This window comes from Streptomyces sp. NPDC005483 (assembly GCF_040606035.1).
GTDB lineage: Bacteria > Actinomycetota > Actinomycetes > Streptomycetales > Streptomycetaceae > Streptomyces.
The window spans coordinates 45,815-67,848 of the sequence record NZ_JBEXEA010000029.1; the positions used below are offsets into that span (position 1 = coordinate 45,815).

Annotated in this window: 20 protein-coding genes; 6 read left to right on the plus strand and 14 right to left on the minus strand. The window is 70.4% G+C overall.

Features of this window, described 5'->3' with window-relative positions; all coding sequences use genetic code 11:
- Positions 1-88: 88 nt before the first annotated feature.
- The 7 genes from ABZT06_RS38350 to ABZT06_RS38380 all read right to left on the minus strand — a co-directional run bounded on the left by ABZT06_RS38350 (position 89) and on the right by ABZT06_RS38380 (position 6,095).
- Positions 89-847, minus strand: a complete 759-nt coding sequence (locus ABZT06_RS38350; protein ID WP_355751921.1) for an SDR family NAD(P)-dependent oxidoreductase — start codon at positions 845-847, stop codon at positions 89-91.
- The gene (locus tag ABZT06_RS38355) at positions 844-1,623 is read right to left on the minus strand and encodes an enoyl-CoA hydratase/isomerase family protein (protein WP_355751923.1); all 780 of its coding nucleotides are present in this window, start codon (positions 1,621-1,623) and stop codon (positions 844-846) included. Before ABZT06_RS38355 ends, ABZT06_RS38350 begins: the two co-directional genes overlap by 4 nt.
- An 11-nt stretch (positions 1,624-1,634) precedes the next feature.
- Positions 1,635-3,272, minus strand: a complete 1,638-nt coding sequence (locus tag ABZT06_RS38360) for an AMP-binding protein (RefSeq protein ID WP_355751925.1) — start codon at positions 3,270-3,272, stop codon at positions 1,635-1,637.
- On the minus strand, positions 3,269-3,802 hold the full coding sequence (locus ABZT06_RS38365; RefSeq protein WP_355752039.1) for a CocE/NonD family hydrolase: 534 nt from the start codon (positions 3,800-3,802) through the stop codon (positions 3,269-3,271). Before ABZT06_RS38365 ends, ABZT06_RS38360 begins: the two co-directional genes overlap by 4 nt.
- Positions 3,803-3,843: 41 nt before the next feature.
- The gene (locus ABZT06_RS38370) at positions 3,844-4,023 is read right to left on the minus strand and encodes a hypothetical protein (RefSeq protein WP_355751927.1); all 180 of its coding nucleotides are present in this window, start codon (positions 4,021-4,023) and stop codon (positions 3,844-3,846) included.
- A 446-nt stretch (positions 4,024-4,469) separates the two neighbouring features.
- Positions 4,470-4,745 (minus strand): YbhB/YbcL family Raf kinase inhibitor-like protein, encoded by a 276-nt coding sequence (locus tag ABZT06_RS38375; RefSeq protein ID WP_355751929.1) that lies wholly within the window; start codon positions 4,743-4,745, stop codon positions 4,470-4,472.
- 384 nt (positions 4,746-5,129) lie between these two features.
- The gene (locus tag ABZT06_RS38380; RefSeq protein ID WP_355751931.1) at positions 5,130-6,095 is read right to left on the minus strand and encodes a WYL domain-containing protein; all 966 of its coding nucleotides are present in this window, start codon (positions 6,093-6,095) and stop codon (positions 5,130-5,132) included.
- Between the two features lie 92 nt (positions 6,096-6,187).
- Between ABZT06_RS38380 and ABZT06_RS38385 the strand changes: the two genes are divergently transcribed.
- A complete protein-coding gene (locus ABZT06_RS38385; RefSeq protein ID WP_355751933.1) occupies positions 6,188-6,553 on the plus strand; it encodes a VOC family protein in 366 nt (121 codons plus the stop codon).
- A 281-nt stretch (positions 6,554-6,834) separates the two neighbouring features.
- On the opposite strand, the gene ABZT06_RS38390 is transcribed toward ABZT06_RS38385, so the two are convergent.
- Positions 6,835-8,007 carry an epoxide hydrolase family protein gene (locus ABZT06_RS38390; RefSeq protein ID WP_355751935.1) on the minus strand — a complete coding sequence of 391 codons (1,173 nt, stop codon included), beginning with the start codon at positions 8,005-8,007 and terminating at the stop codon, positions 6,835-6,837.
- A gap of 81 nt (positions 8,008-8,088) precedes the next feature.
- Between ABZT06_RS38390 and ABZT06_RS38395 the strand changes: the two genes are divergently transcribed.
- Positions 8,089-8,664, plus strand: coding sequence for a CGNR zinc finger domain-containing protein (locus ABZT06_RS38395; RefSeq protein ID WP_355751936.1), 576 nt, complete (start codon positions 8,089-8,091; stop codon positions 8,662-8,664).
- Between the two features lie 372 nt (positions 8,665-9,036).
- Here the strand turns inward: ABZT06_RS38395 and ABZT06_RS38400 are convergent, their stop codons facing one another.
- On the minus strand, positions 9,037-11,649 hold the full coding sequence (locus tag ABZT06_RS38400; RefSeq protein ID WP_355751938.1) for a YfhO family protein: 2,613 nt from the start codon (positions 11,647-11,649) through the stop codon (positions 9,037-9,039).
- A gap of 280 nt (positions 11,650-11,929) precedes the next feature.
- Positions 11,930-14,407 carry an alpha-L-arabinofuranosidase C-terminal domain-containing protein gene (locus ABZT06_RS38405; RefSeq protein WP_355751940.1) on the minus strand — a complete coding sequence of 826 codons (2,478 nt, stop codon included), beginning with the start codon at positions 14,405-14,407 and terminating at the stop codon, positions 11,930-11,932.
- 138 nt (positions 14,408-14,545) lie between these two features.
- On the opposite strand from ABZT06_RS38405, the gene ABZT06_RS38410 reads away from it, so the two are divergent.
- Positions 14,546-15,022: a DUF6314 family protein gene (locus ABZT06_RS38410; protein ID WP_355751942.1), complete on the plus strand. Its 477-nt coding sequence runs from the start codon at positions 14,546-14,548 to the stop codon at positions 15,020-15,022.
- Positions 15,023-15,787: 765 nt separating this feature from the next.
- Here the strand turns inward: ABZT06_RS38410 and ABZT06_RS38415 are convergent.
- From ABZT06_RS38415 to ABZT06_RS38425, 3 genes are all read right to left on the minus strand, one after another.
- Entirely contained in the window at positions 15,788-16,381 is a 594-nt protein-coding gene (locus ABZT06_RS38415) for a histidine phosphatase family protein (protein WP_355751944.1), read from the minus strand.
- Between the two features lie 73 nt (positions 16,382-16,454).
- A complete protein-coding gene (locus ABZT06_RS38420; RefSeq protein ID WP_355751946.1) occupies positions 16,455-16,895 on the minus strand; it encodes a GNAT family N-acetyltransferase in 441 nt (146 codons plus the stop codon).
- Between the two features lie 18 nt (positions 16,896-16,913).
- Entirely contained in the window at positions 16,914-18,377 is a 1,464-nt protein-coding gene (locus ABZT06_RS38425; protein WP_355751948.1) for a PLP-dependent aminotransferase family protein, read from the minus strand.
- On the opposite strand from ABZT06_RS38425, the gene ABZT06_RS38430 reads away from it, so the two are divergent.
- Both ABZT06_RS38430 and ABZT06_RS38435 read left to right on the plus strand, forming a co-directional pair.
- Complete coding sequence (locus tag ABZT06_RS38430; RefSeq protein WP_355751950.1) at positions 18,376-19,287, plus strand: DMT family transporter; 912 nt, start codon at positions 18,376-18,378, stop codon at positions 19,285-19,287. The two genes, ABZT06_RS38425 and ABZT06_RS38430, sit on opposite strands and share 2 nt — an antisense overlap.
- 84 nt (positions 19,288-19,371) lie before the next feature.
- Positions 19,372-19,572 (plus strand): DUF1918 domain-containing protein, encoded by a 201-nt coding sequence (locus ABZT06_RS38435; protein WP_355751952.1) that lies wholly within the window; start codon positions 19,372-19,374, stop codon positions 19,570-19,572.
- Here the strand turns inward: ABZT06_RS38435 and ABZT06_RS38440 are convergent.
- Positions 19,541-20,800 carry a family 10 glycosylhydrolase gene (locus ABZT06_RS38440; protein WP_355751954.1) on the minus strand — a complete coding sequence of 420 codons (1,260 nt, stop codon included), beginning with the start codon at positions 20,798-20,800 and terminating at the stop codon, positions 19,541-19,543. The two genes, ABZT06_RS38435 and ABZT06_RS38440, sit on opposite strands and share 32 nt — an antisense overlap.
- 181 nt (positions 20,801-20,981) lie before the next feature.
- Here ABZT06_RS38440 and ABZT06_RS38445 point away from each other — a divergent pair, with 181 nt between their 5' ends.
- The gene (locus ABZT06_RS38445; protein ID WP_355751956.1) at positions 20,982-21,857 is read left to right on the plus strand and encodes a 3-hydroxybutyryl-CoA dehydrogenase; all 876 of its coding nucleotides are present in this window, start codon (positions 20,982-20,984) and stop codon (positions 21,855-21,857) included.
- The last annotated feature ends 177 nt before the right edge of the window (positions 21,858-22,034 follow it).

Consider the following 22,034-nt stretch of genomic DNA (forward strand, 5'->3'; position numbering starts at 1 on the left):
CGAGTCCCACGGGCATCTTCGCCGGAACCGGCGAATCGTCGCCCTGACCACGGCGAGCCCACGTCCCTGTCTGACCGTCGAGGCGGCGTTATCGGATCGAGGATCCGATGGAGATGCCGCCGTCCACGTCCAGGACGACGCCGGTGATGTAGCCGGCAGCCTCGCTGGCGAGGAAGGCCGCGGCTTCGGCGATGTCCTCGGGCCGGCCGGTGTGACGCATGGGGATCTTGTGGGTGAGCTTGTCGCGTGCGGGGCCGTTCATGGAGGCGAGCATGGGGGTTTCGATGAGGCCGGGGGCGATGGCGTTGGCGGTGATGCCGTGGCGGGCGCCTTCGAGGGCGAGGGTGCGGGTCATGCCGACGATGCCGGCTTTGGCGGCCACGTAGTTGGTCTGGCCGAAGTTCCCGCGCCAGGACATGGAGGAGAAGCTGACGATGCGGCCGTAGCCCTGGCGTTTCATGGGGGCGAAGGCGGCGCGGGCGCAGTGGAAGCCGCCGGTGAGGCTGACGTCGATGACGGCGTGCCAGTCGTCGTCGGTGATGTCCTCGACGCGGTTGTCGCGGATGATGCCGGCGTTGTTGACCAGCACGTCGAGGCGGCCGAGGTCGGTGGTGATGCCGTCGATCCAGGTGTTGACCTGGGCGGAGTCGGTCACGTCCACGACGTCGGTGCGGTGTTTGGGGTCGTGGACGCCGGTGAGGGTTCCGGCGGCGTCGGTGAGGGCGTGTTCGTTGACATCGGCGAGGGCGACGGTGGCGCCCTCGGCGGCGAAGCGGGTTGCCATGGCGAGGCCGAGTCCTTGTGCGGCGCCGGTGATGGCGACGACGCGCCCCTGGTAGCGATTCACTTGCTGTCTGCTTTCGTGGTGGCGGGAGTGAGGAAGGTCCGCAGGGCGTCGGCCACCGAGCTCGCGGTCCAGTTGTCGGCGAAGGTGGTCAGTTCCTCGCGCAGGGCCTGCTCGGGGGGCATGCCGTCGATCCGGTGCAGCAGTGTCTTGAGGTGTTGCTGGGCGGGGCTGTGGCGGTCGGCCAGCTGGTGGCAGACACGGGTGGCGGTGGCGTCGAGGTCCGCCTCGGGCACGATCGCGTGGATCCAGCCGGTGTTCTCGAAGGCGGCGGCAGGGAGCAGTTCTCCGGTGAGCAGGAGCCAGCGGGACAGACCCCGGCCGACCGCTTGGGGCAGCCGGACGCTCGATCCGCCGGCCGGTACCAGGCGTTGCTTGGTGTGGCCGTCGCCGATGAGCGTGGTGTCGGCGGCGACGACGACATCGCAGGCCAGGGCGAGTTCGAGACCCCCGGCGACGGCGTGGCCGTGCAGTACGGCGACCCAGGGTTTGGGGCTGGCCGCGATACGGCTGAAGCAGGCCGAGACGTCGGTCAGGAAGTCGACCGGGTTGTCGCCCCGGTCGTGGAGTTCGAGGAACTGGTGGAAGTCACCGCCGGCACAGAAGCTCCGTCCCTTGCCCGCCACCGCGATGACCGCAGTCTCGGGATCGGCCTCGGCGCTGGTGATCTGCTTGTCCAGGGCCTCGATGAGGGGGATGTCGAGGGCGTTGCGCCGCTCGGGGCGGTTGAGCAACAGCCGGCGGACGGGGCCGCGTTGCTCCACGAGCAGGGGTTCCATGCCGGTCAACGTCACTCCGGGGTGTTCAGTTCGGTGCGTCGGCGCCTGCGCAGCAGATAACGCTGGGTCTTGCCGCTCGGGGTCTTGGGCAGAGAGTCGATGAAGTGGATCGCGCGCGGATAGGCGTGGGCGGCGTACCGGGTCTTGACCAACTGCTGGAGCTCGGCGGCCAGTTCCGGTGAACCCTCGGCGCCGTCGCGCAGGACGACGTACGCCTCGATGACCTCGCCGCGGACCTCGTCGGGTGCGCCGATCACACTGCACTCGGCGACGGCGGGATGCTGGGCCAGCACGCTCTCGACCTCGAACGGCCCGATCCGGTATCCGGCCATGATGATGACGTCGTCGTCGCGGGAGGAGAAGAAGAAGTCGCCGTCGGCGTCGACCCGTCCGGCGTCGCCGGTGAGGTAGTAGCGGCCGTCGGGGGTGAACTTGGAGGCACTCTGCCCGGGGATCTGGTAGTCGCGGAAGGTCATCAGCGGGCTGGCCGCGACGTCGATCGCGACCCGGCCGAGCACGTCCGGTCCGGCGACCTCGTCCTGCTCGTCGGCCAGGACGGTCAGGGTCCAGCCGGGCACCGGCCGGCCCATCGATCCCGTCTTGAGCGGGCTGGCGAGTTCGCGGTGGTGGTGGTTGGCCAGGGGCATGCCGACCTCGGTCTGGCCGAAGTGGTCGTGCACCGCCAGGCCGAGCGCGGTGGCGGCCCACTCGTTGACCTCGGGGGTCAGGGGCTCGCCCGCACTGGACGCCCGTTCCAGCCGCAGGCCCTGGGGCACCGGTACCGACGCGGAGCGCAGTCCCCGGTACACGGTGGGGGCGGCGGTGAAGTCGGTGACCTGGTGGTCGGAGAGGGTGCGCCAGGTCGTCTCCGGGGAGAACCCGCCGGTCAGCAGCAGGCTGGGGATGCCGGCGGCCAGCGGGGCGACGATCGCGGAGTACAGGCCGTAGGCCCAGCCGGGGTCGGCGGCGCACCAGTAGCTGCTGTCCGGGGTGACGCCGAGACCGTATTCCAGGTAGATCTGCCAGCCGGCGATGTACGAGACGGGGTGGATGACGCCCTTGGGCTTGCCGGTGGTGCCGGAGGTGAACATGTGCACCAGCGGGCCGTCGCCGCTGGTGGTGACGGCGGGCACCGGCTCGGGCGAGGCGGCGGCGAGGAGGTCGGCCAGCACCAGGTCGCCGTACTGGGTACCGGTTCCGGCGACGACGATGCGGCGCTCGGGGTCGTCCGGCATGTCGGGGCCCGGGTCGAGCTTGTGGCGCTGGTCCGGATCGACGACCACGACGTGCGCACCCGCGCCCTCCAGACGCAGGGCGATGGCCTGGGGTGCGAACGCGGTGAACAGCGGGACGTAGACCGCCCCGAGCCGCCAGATCGCCAGGATGACGGTGACCAGGTCGGTCCCCTTGCCCATCAGGGTCGCCACCCTGTCACCTGGGCCGACTCCGAGCACCTGCAACGCCCGGGCGTACCGGTGCGAGTGTGCGGCGAGTTCGCCGTACGACAGCGTGGAAGCCTTGCCGTCGCTGTCGACGACGGTGAACGCTGTCTGGTTGGCGGGGTGCCGGTCACACAGGAGCCCGGCAACGTCGAGGGAGGGAGCCGCGAAGGTCGCGGTCAGTTCGGTGACCCGGTCGGCGGCGCTCACGAGTGGTCCTTGCGGTCGATGACCGGCAGCACCAGACGGCTGGGGTGGTCCGGCCCGTGGTGGATGTGGTTGATCGCGGGAATCATCTGCTCCTCGCTCTCGTGGGCGATGACGCCGCCGGTGTTGGTGTTGCGGTCGTAGCGGGGGAAGTTGCTGCTGGAGACGTCCACACGGATGCGGTGACCGGGCAGGAACACGTTGGAGGTGCCCGTCATGTCGACGGTGATCTCGTAGACCGTGCCCGGCTCCATCAGCTCTTCCGTGGCCAAGCCGCCCCGGTAGCGGGTGCGCAGGATCCCGTCGCACAGGTTGATCGCCTTGCCGTCCGGGAAGACGTCGACGAGCTTGGCGGTGAAGTCGGTGTCCACCGCCGACGAGGACACGTACAGGGTCAGGCTGACCGGGCCGGTGACCTCGACGGCCTCCTCGAGCACGGGGGTGGCGAAGCACAGGACGTCCTCGCGGGCGGCGACCGTGCGCTGGTCGACCGCTGCATCGGTGCTCCTCGTCGAGCCGCGGCGACGTCGGATGCGGGTACGTTAAGAGGTACGTTCGTACCCTGTCAATTACCTCAGCAGGCCCGACCTTCCCCTTGTTTCCCTCGCACGGGTTCGATGGCGTGGGCCGGCGCCAGCTGGTTCAGCTTGCGGATCTGCGTGTCGAAGACCCCGGAGCGAGCGAGGCGGCGCAGTACGTACGCGTCCGGCCAGATGGCGACGGTGTAACGCGGCTTCGGCTTCGTATCGGTCACTGCCGTGACGATCGCCTGGGCGACGACGGCAGGCGCGTCACCGCCCCTGACTGCCTCCCTCGAATCCGGTTCCGGACAGGCGGGTTCGACGAGAAGTGCCCGAACGCTCTGCCCACTGCGGCGACCGGCCAGGTATGCGGCGAGGGCGAGGAGTGCGGCAAGGGCGGAGGGCAGAGTCGGCGCCCCACTTCAGCTGGAGGTAGGCGCCGGTGCCGAGCCATGCCGCAGGAAGCCGTCGGCGTACGCGAGGTCGACGGCGTTCTCGACGCGTCCCTGGGTGGCCTTACGGGCTCGGGGTGGTGCAGAGAGGTGCCGGTGAGCGCGGCGATACAGGCGCTGGCGATCGTGGTTCTGCCCAGCCACCGTTGCCCATCGCGCCACCCCGAGTCCCTCCCCGGATGCCGCCAAACACCGAGGGACAGGCGTGCTGAGGGCATGACCGTTCGTCAGGCAGCCGGTATCTCGGCGGTGGCCGTGAGGACCGCGCGGGCGAGGATGTGGCCGGCGATGTTGAAGCCGAGGAAGGCCGGGGTGGCCTCGGCCGGGACGCCGATGGACTCGGCGGCGAGGGCGTGCACCACGACGAAGTGGAGGTGCGGGCCGTGCCCGGCGGGCGGCGCGGGCGTCGTTGGGCAGCTGGAGGGTGCCCTCGGGCAGACCCGAGCCGGTGTCGTCGCCCGCTCCCTCGGGCAGTCGCTCACGCCGACCGGGATGTCGGCCACCGCCCAGCGCCAGAAGCCGGAGCCGGCGGGGGCGTCGGGGTCGCACCGTGACGGCGTAGCTCTTGGTGCCCTCGGGGGCGCCCCTCCAGGACAGTTGCGGGGAGACGTCCTTGCCGCCAGGCACGCCGAGGGCGCCGGAGTACTGCTCGGCGGGCCAGCTTCGAGAAGCAGTTGCTCTGGCAGGAGCTGATGGTCCCTGAGGTCGCACGGCGACCCGGTGCCAGTCCTGACCGGCCGGAGGATCCCAGGCCAAGTGCCCTGGTCGCGGCCGCCCTTGCCTGTCTCGACGCGGCTTCGACGGGGTGGGTGACCTGTGCGGGAGCATTCCCGCTGACCGTGCTGCTCGACCGCGCAATGGGCGCGTTCACTGACCAGTGGTGGAGGTCAGGACGTTGGTGACGGCGCATAGTGGTGGGCAAGGTCGGTGGCGAGGGCGCGGAGGTGAGCCCTGGCTTCGGTGGGGCCGTGCACAGTGATGGTGCTCCCGAACGGCAGTAGTGCTCGCACGTCCTCCAGATGCAGGAAGCGGATCGTCACCTTGTGGCCGGAGGCGGATGCCTCGTGGCCGTCCCGGACGAGTCGTTGGCCGAAGATCCGTCGCGCCCGCTCGATCTGGGTCTGGTCGATGGTGGCGCTGACCTCTATCGCATGGTTGTGTTCCCACTGATCGATGAGCGCTGCAGCGACGGTGGCCAGGGTCTGGTTCTCTCGGATCCGTCGTGGCTGGTCGACTTCCTTCCACGTCGTGATCCGTTCGAGTCGGTACATCTGTGGCACGTGGGCGCAGTCGGCGACGAGATACCAGATGCCGGCCTTGGCGAACAGCCCGTAGGGATCCACGACCAGGTCGCGTGGGCATGACTCGCGTGGGCTGTCGTACTCGATCCGTAGCCGGCGAGCTCGCCGCACCGAGCCGATCAGCGAAGCCGGAGTCGTGCCGGAAGCTCGTGTCCGGAGCCAGGGACGACTGTCCACGTGCACTACGTCGGTGAGCGGCAGGAGCTCATGACCTCGACGTGACTGAGTAGCGACGATCTTGGAGAGCGCGCGCCGGCTGTCGACCGACGAGTCGAGCTCCGCACGTTGCTTCTCGTCCAGCCCGGGGAGCGAGAGATGATCACGCTCGCCAGGCGTGAGCCGCGTGAGATCGAGCCCGGACCCGGGCAGCATGGTCACGCCTCCGAGGCGGCCCCGGTGCGCGGTCACCGGCAGACCGGCGTCGCGGAGCCAGTTCAGGTCCCGGGTGATGGTTCGAAGGGACACTCCGAGCGCCGAGGCAAGTTCCTGGGTGGTCACTGCATCCCGCGATGCGAGGAGCAGCATCAGGGTGAAAAAGCGGTCTGGCGTCACACCCCAAGTTTTTCAGGAATTACGACACGATACGGCGCATATTCCGATCAGGCTGGTGGATACGTGCCTACGACCTGTGAGAAGGAACAACCATGACCACATCCGTCGTGTCCATCGTCTATGTGAACGACGCCCCCGCCGCGGCTCGTTTCTACGGCGGCCTCCTCGGCCTGAGCCCTTCGTTCGAGACTCCGGGATACATCACCTTCGACCTCGGGCCAGGCGCTGACCTCGGTCTGTGGTCCGGCCAGTTCGAGGACCTGTCACCGGACGTCCCGCGTACCAGTGAGGTCTGCCTGGCCATCGACGGTGGGCCCGACGATGTCAACGCGATCTTCGAGCAGTGGCAGTCCAAGGGCGTCACGATCCTGCACGAGCCTCACGATGCGGGGTTCGGGCTGACCTTCCTCGCAGCCGATCCTGACGGAAACCGTATCCGCGTCGCACCGCGGGACTGAAAGGCCACAACGCGGCAGGCGCCCACGACACCGTTCGGCCGGTGGGTCAAAATCAAGAGTGCGTCGCCCATTGCCCCGTTTGTCTCGGACGAGCCCTGCGGCGATCCACTGCTCGAATTCGCCCATAGGGGCTCCTGGGACGCTGGGGGCAAGCGCTCGGGGCTGTCTTCGCCGCGCCTGTCCGACCACGTTCCACTGTCTCGATGAACTCGGTCTGGAAGCCGTCGGGCAACGGCTCGAGCCGGATCAGGCGGCGATCGAGTACCGGCACCCAGCCGCGTTCACCGATTTGCGGCCAACACTGCCGCGAGGCCCTCTTGCAGGTCTTTGACGAAATACTCGGGGACCTCCAGCGACGGGAAATGTCCCCCGGTTTCGGGTGACCTCCAGCGGACGATCTGCCGGTACCGCTCCTGCGCCCAGGGACGCGGGGTCTTCTCGATATCACGGGGATACATAGTGATCGCTGACGGGACGTCGACCCGGAGTTCGGGGTCGAGCGAGTTGTGGCTTTCGTAGTAGATGCGGGCCGACGATGCGCCGGTCCGCGTCAGCCAGTACAGGGTGACGTCGTCAAGAATGCGATCCCGGGAAATCCTCTCGAACGGGCTGTCGTCGGTGTCCGACCACTCGGCGAACTTGTCGAGGATCCAGGCAAGAAGCCCGACCGGTGAGTCGACGAGTGAGTAGCCGATGGTCTGCGGCCGGGTCGCCTGCTGCTTCGCGTACGCCGCGCGGTGGTGCCAGAAATCGCGGGTTTCCTCGGTCCAGCGGCGCTCGACCGCCGTCAGCCCGTCCGTCGTCAAACCGGGCGGCGCCTCCGCGAACGTGGTGTGGATGCCGAGAACGTGCGCCGGGAACCTGCCGCCGAGGACCGTGGTGATGTTGCCTCCCCAGTCGCCGCCGTGGGCTACGAACCTGCTGTAGCCGAGCCTTCCCATCAGTTCGACCCATGCGGCCGCGATCTTTTCGGTTCCCCACCCGGTGGTGGCCGGCTTGTCGCTGTATCCGAAGCCCGGCAGCGACGGGACCACGACGTGGAACGCCGGCGCGTCCGCATCCCTCGGATCCGCCAACTCCTCCACCACGTCGGTGAACTCGGCGATGCTGCCCGGCCAACCGTGCGTCAAGATCAGAGGAGTGGCATCCGCGCGCGCGGATCGGCGGTGCAGGAAGTGGATTCCCAGGCCGTCAATGGTCATGCGGAACTGGCCGATCTGGTCAAGGCGCTCTTCGAAAGACCGCCAGTCATACCCGGTGCGCCAGTAGTTCACGACATCGACGAGGTCGGCGAGAGGAACACCCTGCTCCCACCGGCGAGAGCCGTGCGCGGCGCCATGAACCGTCTCAGCCTCCGGCAGTCGCGCCGCGGCCAGTCGCACGCGCAGATCGTCGAGGTCGGTGTCCGTTGCGTGGGCTTCAAATGCTTGCACGTCACTGGTCGGACGGGGCATGAGACCTCCTGGGTTCGCGGAACCGGCTAAGACGGTTCTAACAGGTCTCCGAACCACGTCGCAACCAGCTAAGGTGGTTCCATGCGTGCCGGTTTCCCTGACTTCCGCCTTGGTTCGGTGCTCGCGACCAGCTTCACGGGGACTCTGTCGGAGCGTCACGGCGACGCCGTGGAGCGCATTCCCACGCCGCAGCGACTCGTCGACTGGCTGGCCGTGTACGGCCTCGCCGTGGACTCCTGCACCACCACCCAGCTCGACCTCGCCCGGGAACTGAGGGAGTCGATTCACGCCGCCGCGACAGCAGCCGCGCTCCAGGACGCTCTCCCCGCATCTGCCGTCCAGGTCATCAATACCCGCAGTGCTCAGGGTCGGGCCGCGGCCATCCTGACGCCCGAGGGCAAACGGCAATGGCAGCTCAGCTCGGCCTCCCGCGTGGAAGACGCGCTCAGCGTGATCGCCGCCGACGCGATCAGCGTCCTCTCGGGCGAACGAGACGGAAGACTGGCCCTGTGCGCCTCACCGTCCTGCCGAGCCGCCTTCTTCGACACCAGCCAAAGTCGCACCCGCAAATGGTGCGACATGAACACGTGCGGCAATCGTCAGAAGAAAGCGCGCTTCAATGCCAACCAGCGCAAAAGTCCCAGATCAGCGGAGTGATCGTTTACCTCTGTGCACCCAAGTGGCCAGGCCCCGACTGCGCGGCCCCGTCGAACGCGCCGTGAAAGTCCTGCAGGCACGCCACCCCGACATCCCCGCCACCTACTCCCTGGGCGAACCCTGCGCGCTGGGCGCGCTCTACGAGGCGGTCGGTCTCGGCCACGGCACCGAAGCCGCGCCCGAGTCAGCGACCTGGCCCACCCCCGAACTGGCCGCCGCACCGCCAGGCCATACGGGACACGCGAGCCTCATGGGGCGACTCGGTCGCCGGCTTCGCCCGCCGCCCCGGCTTCCCGACGGCCCAGCCCGAGGTGATCTCCCCCGTCCACTGGGACCTGCACACGACCAGGCGGGGCCAAGCCGAACTCGTCTTCAGCCCCCGGCCGACCGCCGCCGACGTACGACCCCGAACGCCCCGAACCCGGTGAGAGCGACGAGCGCGCCGCCCCCGACCGCCGTCCCCAGCCGCAGACCGGGCGGATGGAAAGCGCAGGTGACACTCGTCGAGCCGCCGTCGAGCGGTACGGCGATCAGCCCGTGGTACTCCTTCGCGGGTACGGCGGCCGCGTCACCGGAGGCGCAGCGCCAGCCGGCGATCCGGGGCGCGGCGACGACGGCGACGCCCTTGCTGCCGGCCGGGAGTTCGGCCCGGATCGTGCCGCCGGATCCGGAGACGGTCACCTTGGTGGCGCCGGTGGCTTCGAGCTGTCGTACGACGGTGTGCAGGCGCTCGGTGTCCAGGCAGCCGACCGCCCGGTCCGGCACGACGCCCAGCCGGTTCGCGGACAGTTCGATCGTGAGGCGCCCGGAGTCCGGGACCGTGCCGGGCCGTTCCATGGCGGCGATCTTGGTGAGGGGCCGCCAGCCGGCCCGGAACCGGCCGGTCAGGCCATGGGCGGAGGGGCCGGCGAGCCGGGCGGTGCCCGCGAAGTACGGCGCCCAGAGATAGACCTCGCTGCCCGCGCGGCACTGGGCGGTGATCGTCGCCTTTCCGCCGACCCGCACGCCCTGGCGCCGGTCGGTGCTGCGATCCGCGGGCTTCCCGGCGCTGTTGAGGACGGTGATGCGGGGCAGGGTGTAGACGCGGGCGCCCAGCAGCAGTTCCTGGTTGCGGTACGGCGACGGCCCGAAGGCACCGGTCGCGGCGGACGGCCGTACCGTCACCAGGGGCGGGACGTCCTCGCGGGTCACGGTCTCCCCGCTGCCGTCCTGCGGGAACCAGTTCTGGTGCGGGTCCGGCGGCGAGTGCACCCGGGCGCCCACGGAGAAGATGGCGTCCGTGACCGCGTTGTCCAGGCTCTGCAGGCTGCGGCCGCCCGAGGTCCAGCCGCCGCCGAGGGCGGTGAGCGTGCTGCTGAGCACGGCCGAGGTGTGGCTGCTGTAGTACTGGGCGCCCTGCCCGCCGACCTCCAGCGGGTCGTTGCCGACGGTCTGTTCCCGGCCCGGGTCGGTGCGGTAGCGGGGCCAGCCGTCGGCCTGCGCGACGGCGTCCGCCTGGTTCTGCTGCCGGTCGCCCCAGGGGGCGTAGTCGTCCATGTGCCCGAACCGCATCCGGGTGGCCACGGCGTCGGTGGCGGTGGCCTCGCCCAGTTGCGCTCCGACGAGCAGTACGGCGGCGAGGGCGGCCGGGGCGATACGCAGTACGGGTCGCTCACGGCCGAGCAGGACCAGCCCGAGCAGCGCGCCGAGGGCCGCCGTCAGAAACACCGGCCAGGCGAAGGAGCGGACCAGCTGGCTGCCGCTCGCGACGACCGCGATCAGCGCGAGCAGCCCGGCCCCGGCGCCCAGCGCGCGCCGGTCGAGTGGGCCGTACGACAGCGTGTGCCAGGCCGCGACGACCAGCAGGGCGCACACCACGAAGGTCTGACGGTACGAACTGCCCTGCGGCTCGGCGAAGGCGTGCCACATCAGATGGGTCGGGCCCCACTGCATCGACAGGGTCACGGCGAGCACGAGCAGCGTCCACCCGGCCCGCACCCGGCGGGGCGCCGCCCGGTGGAAGGGCAGGGCGAGGGCGAGCAGGAGTGCCGTGGTGCCGACGAACAGCGCCGGGGAGCCGAAGCTGTACGTCGTCGGCAGCAGCCGGGCCAGCAGGTCCTCCGTGCCCACCGGCGCGAACCGCGTGAACCGGCCCTCGGAGGCGTGCGCGCTGCCGAAGTACACGACCGTCACCAGGGGTGCGGCGAGGCCCATGCCGAGCGCGAAGGTCAGGGCGGCCCGGCCCGCCGCCGTGAGCCTGCGGCGGCGCGGCAGGTCGGCCAGCCACAGCCGCAGCAGGAACACCAGAGCGGCGGCGAGGGTGGCCATGTACGCGGTGTAGAAGTTGGCGATCCAGACGGCCGTCACGACCAGCACCCCGAGGAGCGGGCGCCGGCCGTTCAGGATCCACTCGCCGACCAGGCACAGCAGCGGCAGGGCGATCAGCCCGTCCAGCCACATGAGGTTGTACGAGGCGGTCGCCACGGTCCAGCCGCACAGGGCGTAGGACGCGCCCAGCAGACCCGCCGCCCACCAGCGCCCGGGACGCAGCCTCAGCAGCAGCCAGGCCATGGCGGCCCCGCCGCAGGCGATCTTCAGCACGGTGATCACGTACACCGCGAGATCGATCTCGCCCCTCGGGAAGACCGCCACGAGCAGCGCGAACGGGCTGGTGAGATAGGTGCCGAGGTCCGGCAGGAAGCTCGCGCCGAATCCCGACTGCCAGTTGACGAGGAGACCGCCGGTGGCCCGCCCGTGCAGCAGGTCCCACAGGTGGGCGTGGAACGGGACGTACTGGTTTCCCAGGTCGTTGACGTTGCGGGTGCGCGGCCCGAAGGGGTAGCTGCGGGCGACGGCGTCGGCCGCGCACAGCACGACGACGGTGAGCGTCGCCGCCAGCAGCGCGGCCTGCCCGGGCCCGGCCGACGGTCCCGGTGCGGACAGCGGCGGCCGCTTGGGTATGGAGTCGTCCGCGGTCCTCGGTTCGGGCGGGATGGTCGGTCGCACGCCCTGTTCGCTGGTCAATTCGAGCCCCCGTCCGGGGCCTTCACCCCAGCGCGTTGTTTCTGCGCCGATTTAGACGGGGGGCGAATCCGCTTGGTTGTGCGATGGCCGATGGCGACGGGGTGAACACCGCACCACCCGAAGGCCAACGAATAGTGCGGCCGGCCGGGAGAGCGTCCGCGCGGCCCAGGAATAGTCCGGACGGTGATCCCCTCGAACACGACCGACCGCGTCGGCGAGCGGGGGCCGCTGCCCGTCGGACAGCGGCCCACCGACCCGTCGGCTACCTCTGCCTGATCCTCAGGAAGGTGACCGAGTTCGCCGGGAAGGTGTACGAGAACTTCCCGGCGACCCCGTCGAAGGTGGACGTCACCGGGGCGACCGCGGTCGACGTCTCGCTGTTCACGGCGTCCGGGGCGGCCGCCAGGGTGGTCACCCGGGCCTTGGACGCGACCTTGGCGCCGCCCAGGTCGACGGCTGTACGGGCCGCCGAGTCCTGGGCGTTGACGACCTTGACGATCAGGTCACCGGTCTTCTGGTCCCTGGTGACGACCTGGCGGAACGGCTCGGCCGGCTTGTCGTCGGTGAAGCTGCCCCACTCCTGCCCGTCGAGGTAGAGGGTCACCTGACGGCCGCGCACCTTGACGTCGATGTCGTAGGCACGCCCGGTCTCGACCGACCCGGCCTTGGAGACCAGCGTCGACTTGCCGCCGTCCACGGCCTGTTCGACGGCGCTCTGGGTGTTGTTCCAGCCGCCGATGTTCCACCAGTAGTAGTTGCCGGTGTCCTTGACGCCGAAGGCGACGAGGAAGCCCTCCTTGCCGGCCCTCTTGGTGGCCTTCACCTTCAGGTCGTAGTCGTGCCAGGACGGGTCGCCGGCCGAGACCATGGTGTTCTCGGCGTTCACGTCCGTCTGCGTGTACTGCCCGTCCTGGACGCTCCAGCTGCCGCCGCCGCTGTGGGTCCACTGCGAGGCGTCACCGCTGAAGTCGTCGGCGAGCAGGGTGTTCCCGTCCGCGCCGGTGACCTTCACATCGTCGTACGACGCCGTCGTCGCCCACGTCGAGAGGCCCACGGCGCCGGTGATCGGGGCGAGCAGTGAGGGCGTGCCGGTGGCCGTGGACGGCACCACGCGGTCGCCGACGTTGTTCATGAACAGCTTCTGGACCTCGTAGTTGGCGGAGTTCCAGGAGGCGTGGTTGTTGAACCAGACCAGGTCGGGGCGCCACTGGACGTAGTCCTCGTTGGCGAACAAGGGGGCGTAGGAGGCGAGTTTGACGATGTCGGCGTTGCGCTCCAGGCCGGTCATGAACGCGGCCTCGGTGAGGCCGTTCTTGAAGGTGTTGCCCTGGGAGGCGTACTCGCCGAGGAAGACCTTCGGGCCGCTGCGGTCGTAGGAGTCGTAGCGGTCGTTGTTCTGCAGGAACCACTGCGGGCTGTTGTAGTAGTGCTCGTCGACCATGTCGACCTTGGCGTCCTTGTTGAGCTGCCAGGCCGTGTCGAAGGTCGAACCGGAGTCGTCCGGGCCGGAGTTGGAGATCACCTGGATGCCGGGGTACTTCGCCTGGATCGCGGCGCGGAACTCCTTGAAGCGGGCGAAGAACTCGTTCGGCAGGTTCTCCTCGTTGCCGACCTCGATGTGGGTGAGATGGAAGGGCTTGGGGTGGCCCATCCGGGCGCGCACCTTGCCCCACGTGGAGTTCGCCGGGCCGTTGGCGAACTCGATGAGGTCGAGGGTGTCCTGGATGTGCCGCTTGAGCAGTGCCTCGTCGACGACAGCCTTGTTCTGGCCGCAGCCGGTCACCAGGGCCGGGACGACGGGCAGCGGCATGGCGCCGATGTCCTCGGAGAGGCGGAAGTACTCGTAGTAGCCGAGGCCGTAACTCTGGTTGTAGCCCCAGAAGTTGGCGTTGGTCGCGCGCTGCTCGACCGGGCCGACGGTGTCCTTCCACTGGTACGAGCGCTTGCGCTGCCAGCCGGAGGTCTCGCTGTAGTCCTCCATGGACCCCGTGTTCACCAGGCAGCCGCCCGGGAAGCGCACGAAGCCCGGGTGCAGGGCGGCGATCTTCTCGGCGAGGTCCTTGCGCAGCCCGTTGGGCTCACCGCGGTAGGTGTCGCGTGGGAAGAGGGACACCATGTCGAGGGCGGCCGCGGCGGAGGAGGACACGGTGAGGCGGCCGTCGCTGCTGGTCCGGGTGGCGGTGAAGGTGGCCTTGTACCGGGTCCAGCCGCTCTTGGTCACGGCCACCTTGCGGGCGGTGGCGAGAGTCCCGGCGGTGTCCCGCAACGAGACGGTGAGAGCCGTACCGGCGTCCGCGCGGGCCCATACCGAGAAGTCGTACTTCTTGCCCTCGTCCACGTGGATGCCGGTGTTGTATCCGGCGTTGGTGACGGCCGAACCGGCGGCCAGGGAGAGGTAGTTGCGGTTGCGCTCGTTGAGGCGTCCGGCGTCGTCCACGACCTGGGCGGTGCCGTCGACCGCCCAGGCGGTCAGCGGGGTGTACGAGGAGTTGTCGGCGGTGGAGTACTCGAAGGAGCGGTTCTGGACGAGCTCGGCGTACAGGCCGCCGTCGGCGGCCCGGTTGATGTCCTCGAAGAAGACGCCGTACATCGTGTCGTCGATCTTCGCGCCCTTGGCGGCCGGGTCGACGGTGATCGCGTAGTCGGTGACGTCCTCGGCATGGGCGGGGGCGGGGACCAGACCGGCGGCCACCAGGAAGGCGGTGGCGCTGAGACCGAGTCTCCAGCGGGTGCGTGACATGGATGCTCCGCGGCTCTCTGTCGAAGGTGACGTTCGAAATATCAAATGATGATCAGCACTTCGAACGGCAAGATAGGGAGGGTGATCCGGAGCGTCAACGGGTCGCGCGGTTTCGAAAGTGTCGGAAGGGAAGGGCCGATGGACGGGTTCTGGCCAGTGCCGGACGTGTTGAGCTACCTGGCCGGGAGCTGGCGGACCGAGCGGACCGTGCGGGATCTGGCCAGCGGGGACGAGGGGCAGTTCTCCGGTACGACCGCTTTCGGCCGACTGGAGGTCGGCGGACTGCTGTCCCAGGAGTCGGGCATCTTCGTCTGGCAGGGCGTCCCACGGCCCGCGGAACGGACCCTCAGCTTCCTTCCGGGCGGGACACCGGGCACGGCGGACGTCCACTTCTCCGACGGGCGGCCCTTCCACGACCTGGACCTGACGTCCGGCCACCATGTCGCAGACCATCCCTGCGCTGCGGACCTCTACCGCGGCGAGTTCACCGTCCTGGACGCGGACCACTGGCGCACGGTGTGGCGGGTCGGCGGCCCGGCGAAGGACCTGCTGCTGACCACCGACTACACGCGCGAACCGACGGGTGACCACGCAGCCGAGACGACGGCCCCCTGACCACATAGGACCACCGAGCCGGTCGCCTACCCGACGCGTGGGCGCGCCCGGCAGCGGCGCCCCCTGGACGTCACCATCACGCACAGGCGCAGCGACCACGCGCATGACAGCCGACGACACGCACCGCACCGAACTGCCCGGCCACTGACCCGACACCACCCGCGCAAGACAGCCGCGACCCACCACGCGGAGCCTCAGCGGCCACCCGCACCAGGGCAGGCGACTCACCCCGCACCGGACGACCCGGCAACCACCTGCCCGAGACGATCAGCGCCCCACGACGCGCACGACAGCAGGCGGCACCCACCGCCTCACGCACCGGACCGCCCGGAGCCACTGGCCCGTTGCCGACACTGACCCACCACGACAAGCCCCCCGGCAGCCACCCACGCAAGACGGTCCATGTCCCACCACGCAGAGCCCCAGCGACCAGCCGCACCAGGGCAGGCGACCCGCACCGCACCCCACACCCAGGCCGACCCGGCAACCACCCGCCCGAGACGATCAGCACCCCACGACCCGCACAACGGCCGGCGACACCACCGCCTCACCCCGCCGGACCGCCCGACGCCACTGGCACAGACACCCACCACCCGGAGCCCCAGCGGCCACCCGCACCAGGGCAGGCGACTCACTCCGCACCTCAGGACCGCCCGGCGACAACCCGCCCGACACCGACAGCGACCCGCAAGAGACGTCCCCATCACCCGAAGTCCCCGCAAATCACCTCAAAGCACGGCCACCGACCCGCCGCGAAGCAGCTCCCTACGCCCGCGCAGGCTGTGTCGGGACCCCCTCGAAGCGGAGGCTCCACCGGCCCGTCCTGCCGGTGACGGTGGTTGCCGACAGGGGACGTACGTCGAGGTTCCAGTAGGTCGACGGCGGCGCCTTCAGCGCGTACACCAGCGCGGCCCGGATCACGGCGGGCTCGGCGACGGCGACGACACGGCCGCCGTCCTCCACCGGCCGGGTGTCGAGCCACTCCCCCACCCGCGAGATGAAGGTCAGCAGTGACTCGCCGCCGTGCGGGGTCGCCCGCGGGTCGGCGAGCCAGGCGTCCACGGACTCCGGCTCGCGGGCCATCGCCTCGCCGAGGGTCAGCCCGCGCCAGCGCCCCATGTCACAGTCGCGCAGAGCGAGTTGGACCAGAGGGGAGTAACCGAGGGCGTCTCCGGTGGCACGGCTGCGGGGCGTGGGCGAGCAGTACCTCAGCTCGGCCGCCGCGAGCGGCAGCAGGTCGTGCGATACGCCCAGCACCTCGTCCCAGCCGGCCTGGTCCAGCGGACGGTCGTCCTCGAACCGCTCGGCGAGCAGCGAGGAACTGCGCGCCGCGGCGACGAACGTGACCCGAAGTTGCATGCGGCGATCGTGAGCCGCGAAAGTGCGCAGGTCAAGAGGCGTTACCGGGGAGTTACCGAGGGTACCCCGGGGCTCACTCGTCGAGGACCAGCGCCATCCACCGATCCGGCTTGGCGAGCGGCGCGAACCCGAGCTTCTCGTACACCCCGTGGGCGTCCTGGGTGGCGAGCAGAATGCGCCTGAGCCCGTAGGGCCGCAGGTGCTCGCACACGGCCCCGACCAACGCCGTACCGATCCCCTCACCTCGCACCGACCGGTCCACGTACACATCACACAGCCAGGCGAAACTGGCCCTATCGGTGATCACCCGCGCATAGGCCACCTGATCCCCTGATTCCACCGCGTACACCCCGAAGTTGAGCGATCCGGCGATGGCCCGGTCCTGCTTCTCCCGCGGCCGCCCGATCGCCCAGTACGCGTCGGTCGACAGCCAGTGGTGCACCCGCCCGGCGTCGATGCGGTCGGGGTCGGTGGAGATCTCGTAGCCCTCGGCGAGGGGCGGGGTGTCGGTCATGGGCGTGACGTTGGCAGGTCACGGGAGCCGGCGTCGAGCGTTTTTCGCCGGGAGCACCTCGTCACATGCGGTCCGCAACCGTCGTACCCCTTCCACGATCTCCCCCACCCCGGCCACCGCCGCGAAGCTCGACCGCAGGTGTCCCGCCGGGGGTTCCGCGCTGAAGTACGGGCGGCCGGGAGTGATCGCGACGCCCGCGCGGAGGGCGGCGGCGGTCAGCGCGGACTCGTCCGTACCGTCCGGGAGGCGCAGCCAGAGGTGGTAGCCGCCCGAGGGGATGTGCGGGAGGGCGAGTTCGGGGAGGTGGAGGCGGAGGGCCGTGGTCATCGTGTCCCGGCGGGCCTTCAACTCCGTCGAGATCGTGCGCAGATGGCGGGGCCAGGCCGGTGAACCGACGAGTTCCAGGGCCGCCTCCTGGAGCGGGCGGGGCACGAAGAAGGTGTCGACGACCTGGATCGCGCGCAGGCGTTCCAGCACAGGCCCGCGCGCGGCGAGTGCGCTCACCCGGAAGCTCGGCGAGGTCGCCTTGGTCAGCGAGCTGACGTGGACGACGACTCCGTCGGGGTCGTCGGCGGCCAGCGGACGCGGCAGCGGGCCGGCGTCCTCGTGCACGAGCCGTCGTACGAAGTCGTCCTCGACGACGAACGCACCGGCCTCGCGGGCGATGCGCCGCACCTCGCCGCGGCGGTCGGGGGCCAGTACCGCGCCGGTCGGGTTCTGGAACAGCGGCTGGCAGACGAAGACCCGGGCGCCGGTCGCCCGGAACGCGTCGGCGAGCAGGGCGGGCTTCACCCCGTCCGCGTCCACCGGGACCGGCACGGGGCGCAGGCCAGCGGAGCGCGCGATCGCCAGCATGCCGGGATACGTGGGCGACTCGACGAGCACGGGTGCGCCGGGCGGTGCCAGCGCGCGCAAGGCGGTGGTGAGCGCCGACTGGCCGCCCGCGGTGATCAGTACCTCCGCGGCCGTGACCGCGCCGCCGATGTTCCGCGCGAACCACTCGCGCAGTTCCGGCAATCCCTCCGTCGGTGGCCGCCCCCACGCTCCGGGGCGGCGGCCCGCCCGGGCCAGGGCCGCGGACATCGCGCGCTCCGGTTGGAGGGAGGGGTGCAGATAGCCGCCGTTGAACTCGACCACCCCGGGCGGCGGGGCCGCCAGCGAGACCAGGACGCCGGACGCGTCCACCGAGCGCGGCACGAGGTCGCCGGCGCCGTCCGCGCTCAGCGCGACCTCCTGCCAGGAGGTGTCCCCGGTCGCGGCGGGGACGCTCCGCGCCTGGGCGCGGAAGGCACCGGCGCCGGGGCGAGTGACCACCAGTCCCTCGGCCGCGAGCTGGGCGAGGGCCCGGGAGACGGTCACCGGGCTTACCCGGAAGCGCTCGACGAGGGCCCTGCTCGACGGGAGCTTTCCACCCACAGAGTAGCGGTCGAGCTCTCGCCGCAGCTGTTCCACCAGTTCGGCCACGCTGCTACGCTCTTGCATGAGAGTACAGAGTAGCGCTATCACACCGACCGGGATAGCGGTTCCCGCTCCGCCGAAGACCTTCGGCACCGTCCAGGCCGCCCTCGGGGTCGCCGCCTTCTCCCTCACCTTCCCCGCCACCGCGTGGGGTCTCGAGGGCTTCGGGCCCTGGTCCCTCGTCGCCGTGCGCAGCGTCCTCGCGGCGCTCGTCGCGGGTGGATGTCTGCTGGCGCTGCACGTCCCGATGCCCAGCCGTCGTGACTGGCCGGGGCTGGCGGTCGTCGCCGCCGGGGTCGTGATCGGCTTCCCGCTGCTGACCACGCTCGCCCTGCGGACGTCGACCACCGCGCACGCCGCGGTCGTGGTGGGCCTGCTCCCCCTGACGACCGCCCTGCTGTCGGCCCTGCGCATGGGCACCCGCCCCTCGCGCACCTTCTGGACCGCGGCCCTCGCGGGCGCCGTGGCGGTGGTCGCCTTCACCGTGCAGCAGAGCGGCGGCGCCCTGACCACCGCCGACCTGTATCTCTTCGCCGCGCTCGTGGTGTGCGCGGCCGGCTACACCGAGGGCGGCCGGCTGGCCCGGCTCATGCCGGGCTGGCAGGTCATCGCCTGGGCGCTGGTGCTGTGCCTGCCGGTCGGCGTGCCCGCGGCCGCTCTCGCGCTGTCGTACGAGCCCGTGCACCTCACCGCGCACAGCGTCGCCGGACTGTTGTGGGTGGCGGCGGGCTCGCAGTTCCTCGGCCTGGTCGTCTGGTACCGGGGCATGGCGGCGATCGGGATCCCCAAGGCCAGCCAGTTGCAGTTGGCCCAGCCCCTGCTCACACTGGTGTGGTCGGTGCTGATGCTCGGCGAGCACCTGACAGTGGCCGCCCCGCTGACGGCTGCGGCGGTGCTCGTGTGCATCGCGGTCACCCAGCGGGCGCGGGGCTGAGCGGCGCGCACGCGCTGCTCCCAGTGGGCCCCCGCGCCGTAAAATCAGGCCACGGACCGCCCACTTGGTGAGGAGGCACCGCTGATGCGCGCAACCGTGGGCGACCAGCTTGTCCAGCACGGCAGGGTGGTCGGACAGCAGGACAAGGTCGGCGAGATCGTCGAGGTGATGGGTCAGGCGGGCAACCCCCCGTACCGCGTCCGCTTCGAGGACGGGCACGAGGGCGTGTGCTCCCCCGGCCCCGACACCGAGATCAAACACCGGTTCGAGCAGACCGGCCGGTGACCCGGCGCGGGGGAACCGCCGGTTTCTGGTAGTGGTCGGCGACCACTCGCGCCATCGCCCCGACCGGGTCGGAGGCGACCTCCTTCGCGGCGAAGAAGACATGCCCGCGCACCGGTGCGTACTCGCGCGCTAGCGTGAGATGCCGGGACAGCTCGGCGGGGTCCTGCCAGGCCGCGGGCTGCGCCGGGTCCCCCGCCTTGTAGAGCGCCTCGCCGAGGTACAGCCTGGTCCTGCTCCCCCGCGCCTGTTTCGCCCACCAGGGCACGAGTTCGGCGTAGTCGGCCGCCGGGAAGCCGATGTTCCAGTAGATCTGCGGCACGAGGTAGTCGATCCAGCCCTCACGCACCCACTTGCGGGTGTCGGCGAAGTTGTCGTCGTACGACTGCACACCCGCGCGCGTGTCCGAGCCGAGCGGATCGGTGGCCGCGTTGCGCCACACCCCGAAGGGGCTGATGCCGAACTGCGCGGTGGGCCGGATGCGCTTGATGCGGGCCGCGGTCTCCAGCACCAGCCTGTCGATGTTGTCCCGCCGCCAGTCGGCCCGGTTCGAGAAGGCGCCGCCGTACGCGTCGTAGGCCGCGTCGTCGTCGAAGGTCTGGCCGGCCACCGGGTACGGGTAGAAGTAGTCGTCGAAGTGGACCGCGTCCACCGGGTACTTGCGCACCGCGTCGAGAATCGCGTCCTGGACGAAGGCGCGGACCTCGGGCAGTCCGGGGTTGTAGTAGAGCTTCCCGCCGTACGGCACCACCCAGTCCGGGTGCTTGCGCGCGGGGTGGGAGGCGACCAGCCTGGTCGGATCGGCGTGGTTGGCAATTCGGTACGGATTGAACCAGGCGTGCAGTTGCAGTCCCCGCCGGTGCGCCTCCGTCACGGCGGTGCCCAGCGGGTCCCAGCCGGGGTTCTTGCCCTGGGTACCGGTGAGGTACTGCGACCAGGGCTCGTACGGCGAGGGCCACAGGGCGTCGGCGGTGGGCCGCACCTGGAACATCACCGCGTTCAGGCGGTCCGCCGCCGCCCGGTCGAGGTGGGCGATCAGTTCCGCGCGCTGCTGTGCGGCGCTCAGCCCGGGCTTCGACGGCCAGTCCCGGTTGGACACGGTGGCGAGCCACACGCCCCGCATCTCGGTCGCCGCCCGCCTGTGACGGCCCGGCGCGGCGGCCGCTCCCGAGGCCGTCGTCAGGGTCGACAGTGCGGCCAGCGCGAAGGCCCGGCGCGACAGACGTCCCATGTGCACACTCCCCCAACACCATGGATCCGCTCGGTCACGGATCGTCTCCGGGCCCCAGAATGCCCGAAGGATTCCGGACCCCGGCGATCGATCATCGATACTTGGGAGTAACGTGCTCGAACGGAGCAGGATCCGGCCACGGCCGACCTGCCACCAGGTGAAGACCAGCGAAAGGGACGAAGTGACGGACTTCCCGGCGGGAGACATCGCGCGGGTCGGAGTGGTGGGCTGCGGCCAGATGGGGGCGGGCATCGCCGAGGTGTGCGCCCGCGCCGGCCTGGACGTGAGGGTCGCCGAGACCACCGGCGAGGCCCTGGAGATCGGCCGCACCCGACTGTTCAACTCCCTGACCAAGGCCGCCGAGCGCGGCAAGATCTCGGCGGACGAGCTGGCGGCGACGCAGGCCCGGCTGAGCTTCACCACCGACCTCGGCGAGTTCGCGGACCGCGACCTCGTCATCGAGGCCGTCGTGGAGAACGAGCAGGTGAAGACCGAGATCTTCCAGGTGCTTGACCAGGTGGTGACCCGCCCGGACGCGATCCTGGCCTCCAACACCTCCTCCATCCCGCTGGTGAGGCTGGCGGTCGCCACCTCGCGGCCCGACCAGGTCGTCGGCATCCACTTCTTCAACCCGGCCCCGGTGCAGAAGCTCGTCGAGCTGATCCCGGCACTCACCACCTCCGAGGGCACGCTGGCCCGCGCCCAGCAGTTCGCCGAGAAGCTGCTCGGCAAGCACGCGATCCGCGCCCAGGACCGCTCGGGCTTCGTGGTCAACGCGCTGCTGATCCCGTATCTCCTGTCCGCGATCCGGATGTTCGAGTCGGGCATCGCCAGCCGCGAGGACATCGACAACGGCATGGAGCTCGGCTGCGCCCACCCGATGGGCCCCCTGAAGCTGTCCGACCTGATCGGCCTGGACACCGTCGCCTCGGTCGCCTTCTCGATGTACGAGGAGTACAAGGAGCCGCTGTACGCCGCTCCCCCGCTGCTCCAGCGCATGGTCGACGCGGGGCGGCTCGGCCGGAAGACCGGCTCGGGGTTCTACACCTACGGCTGACCGCACCTTGTCCGTTCCAGGGTGCTGATGACACAGTGCGACGAACGCGGGCCCGGCACTCCTCGGAGCGCCGGGCCCGCGTCATTCACACACCGTGTGCGCGCCGGGCTCGCATATGCCCCTCGCACACTCTCCCCGCGCGCCCACCAGGCGAGTTGACTCTTCATGCGCATGCAA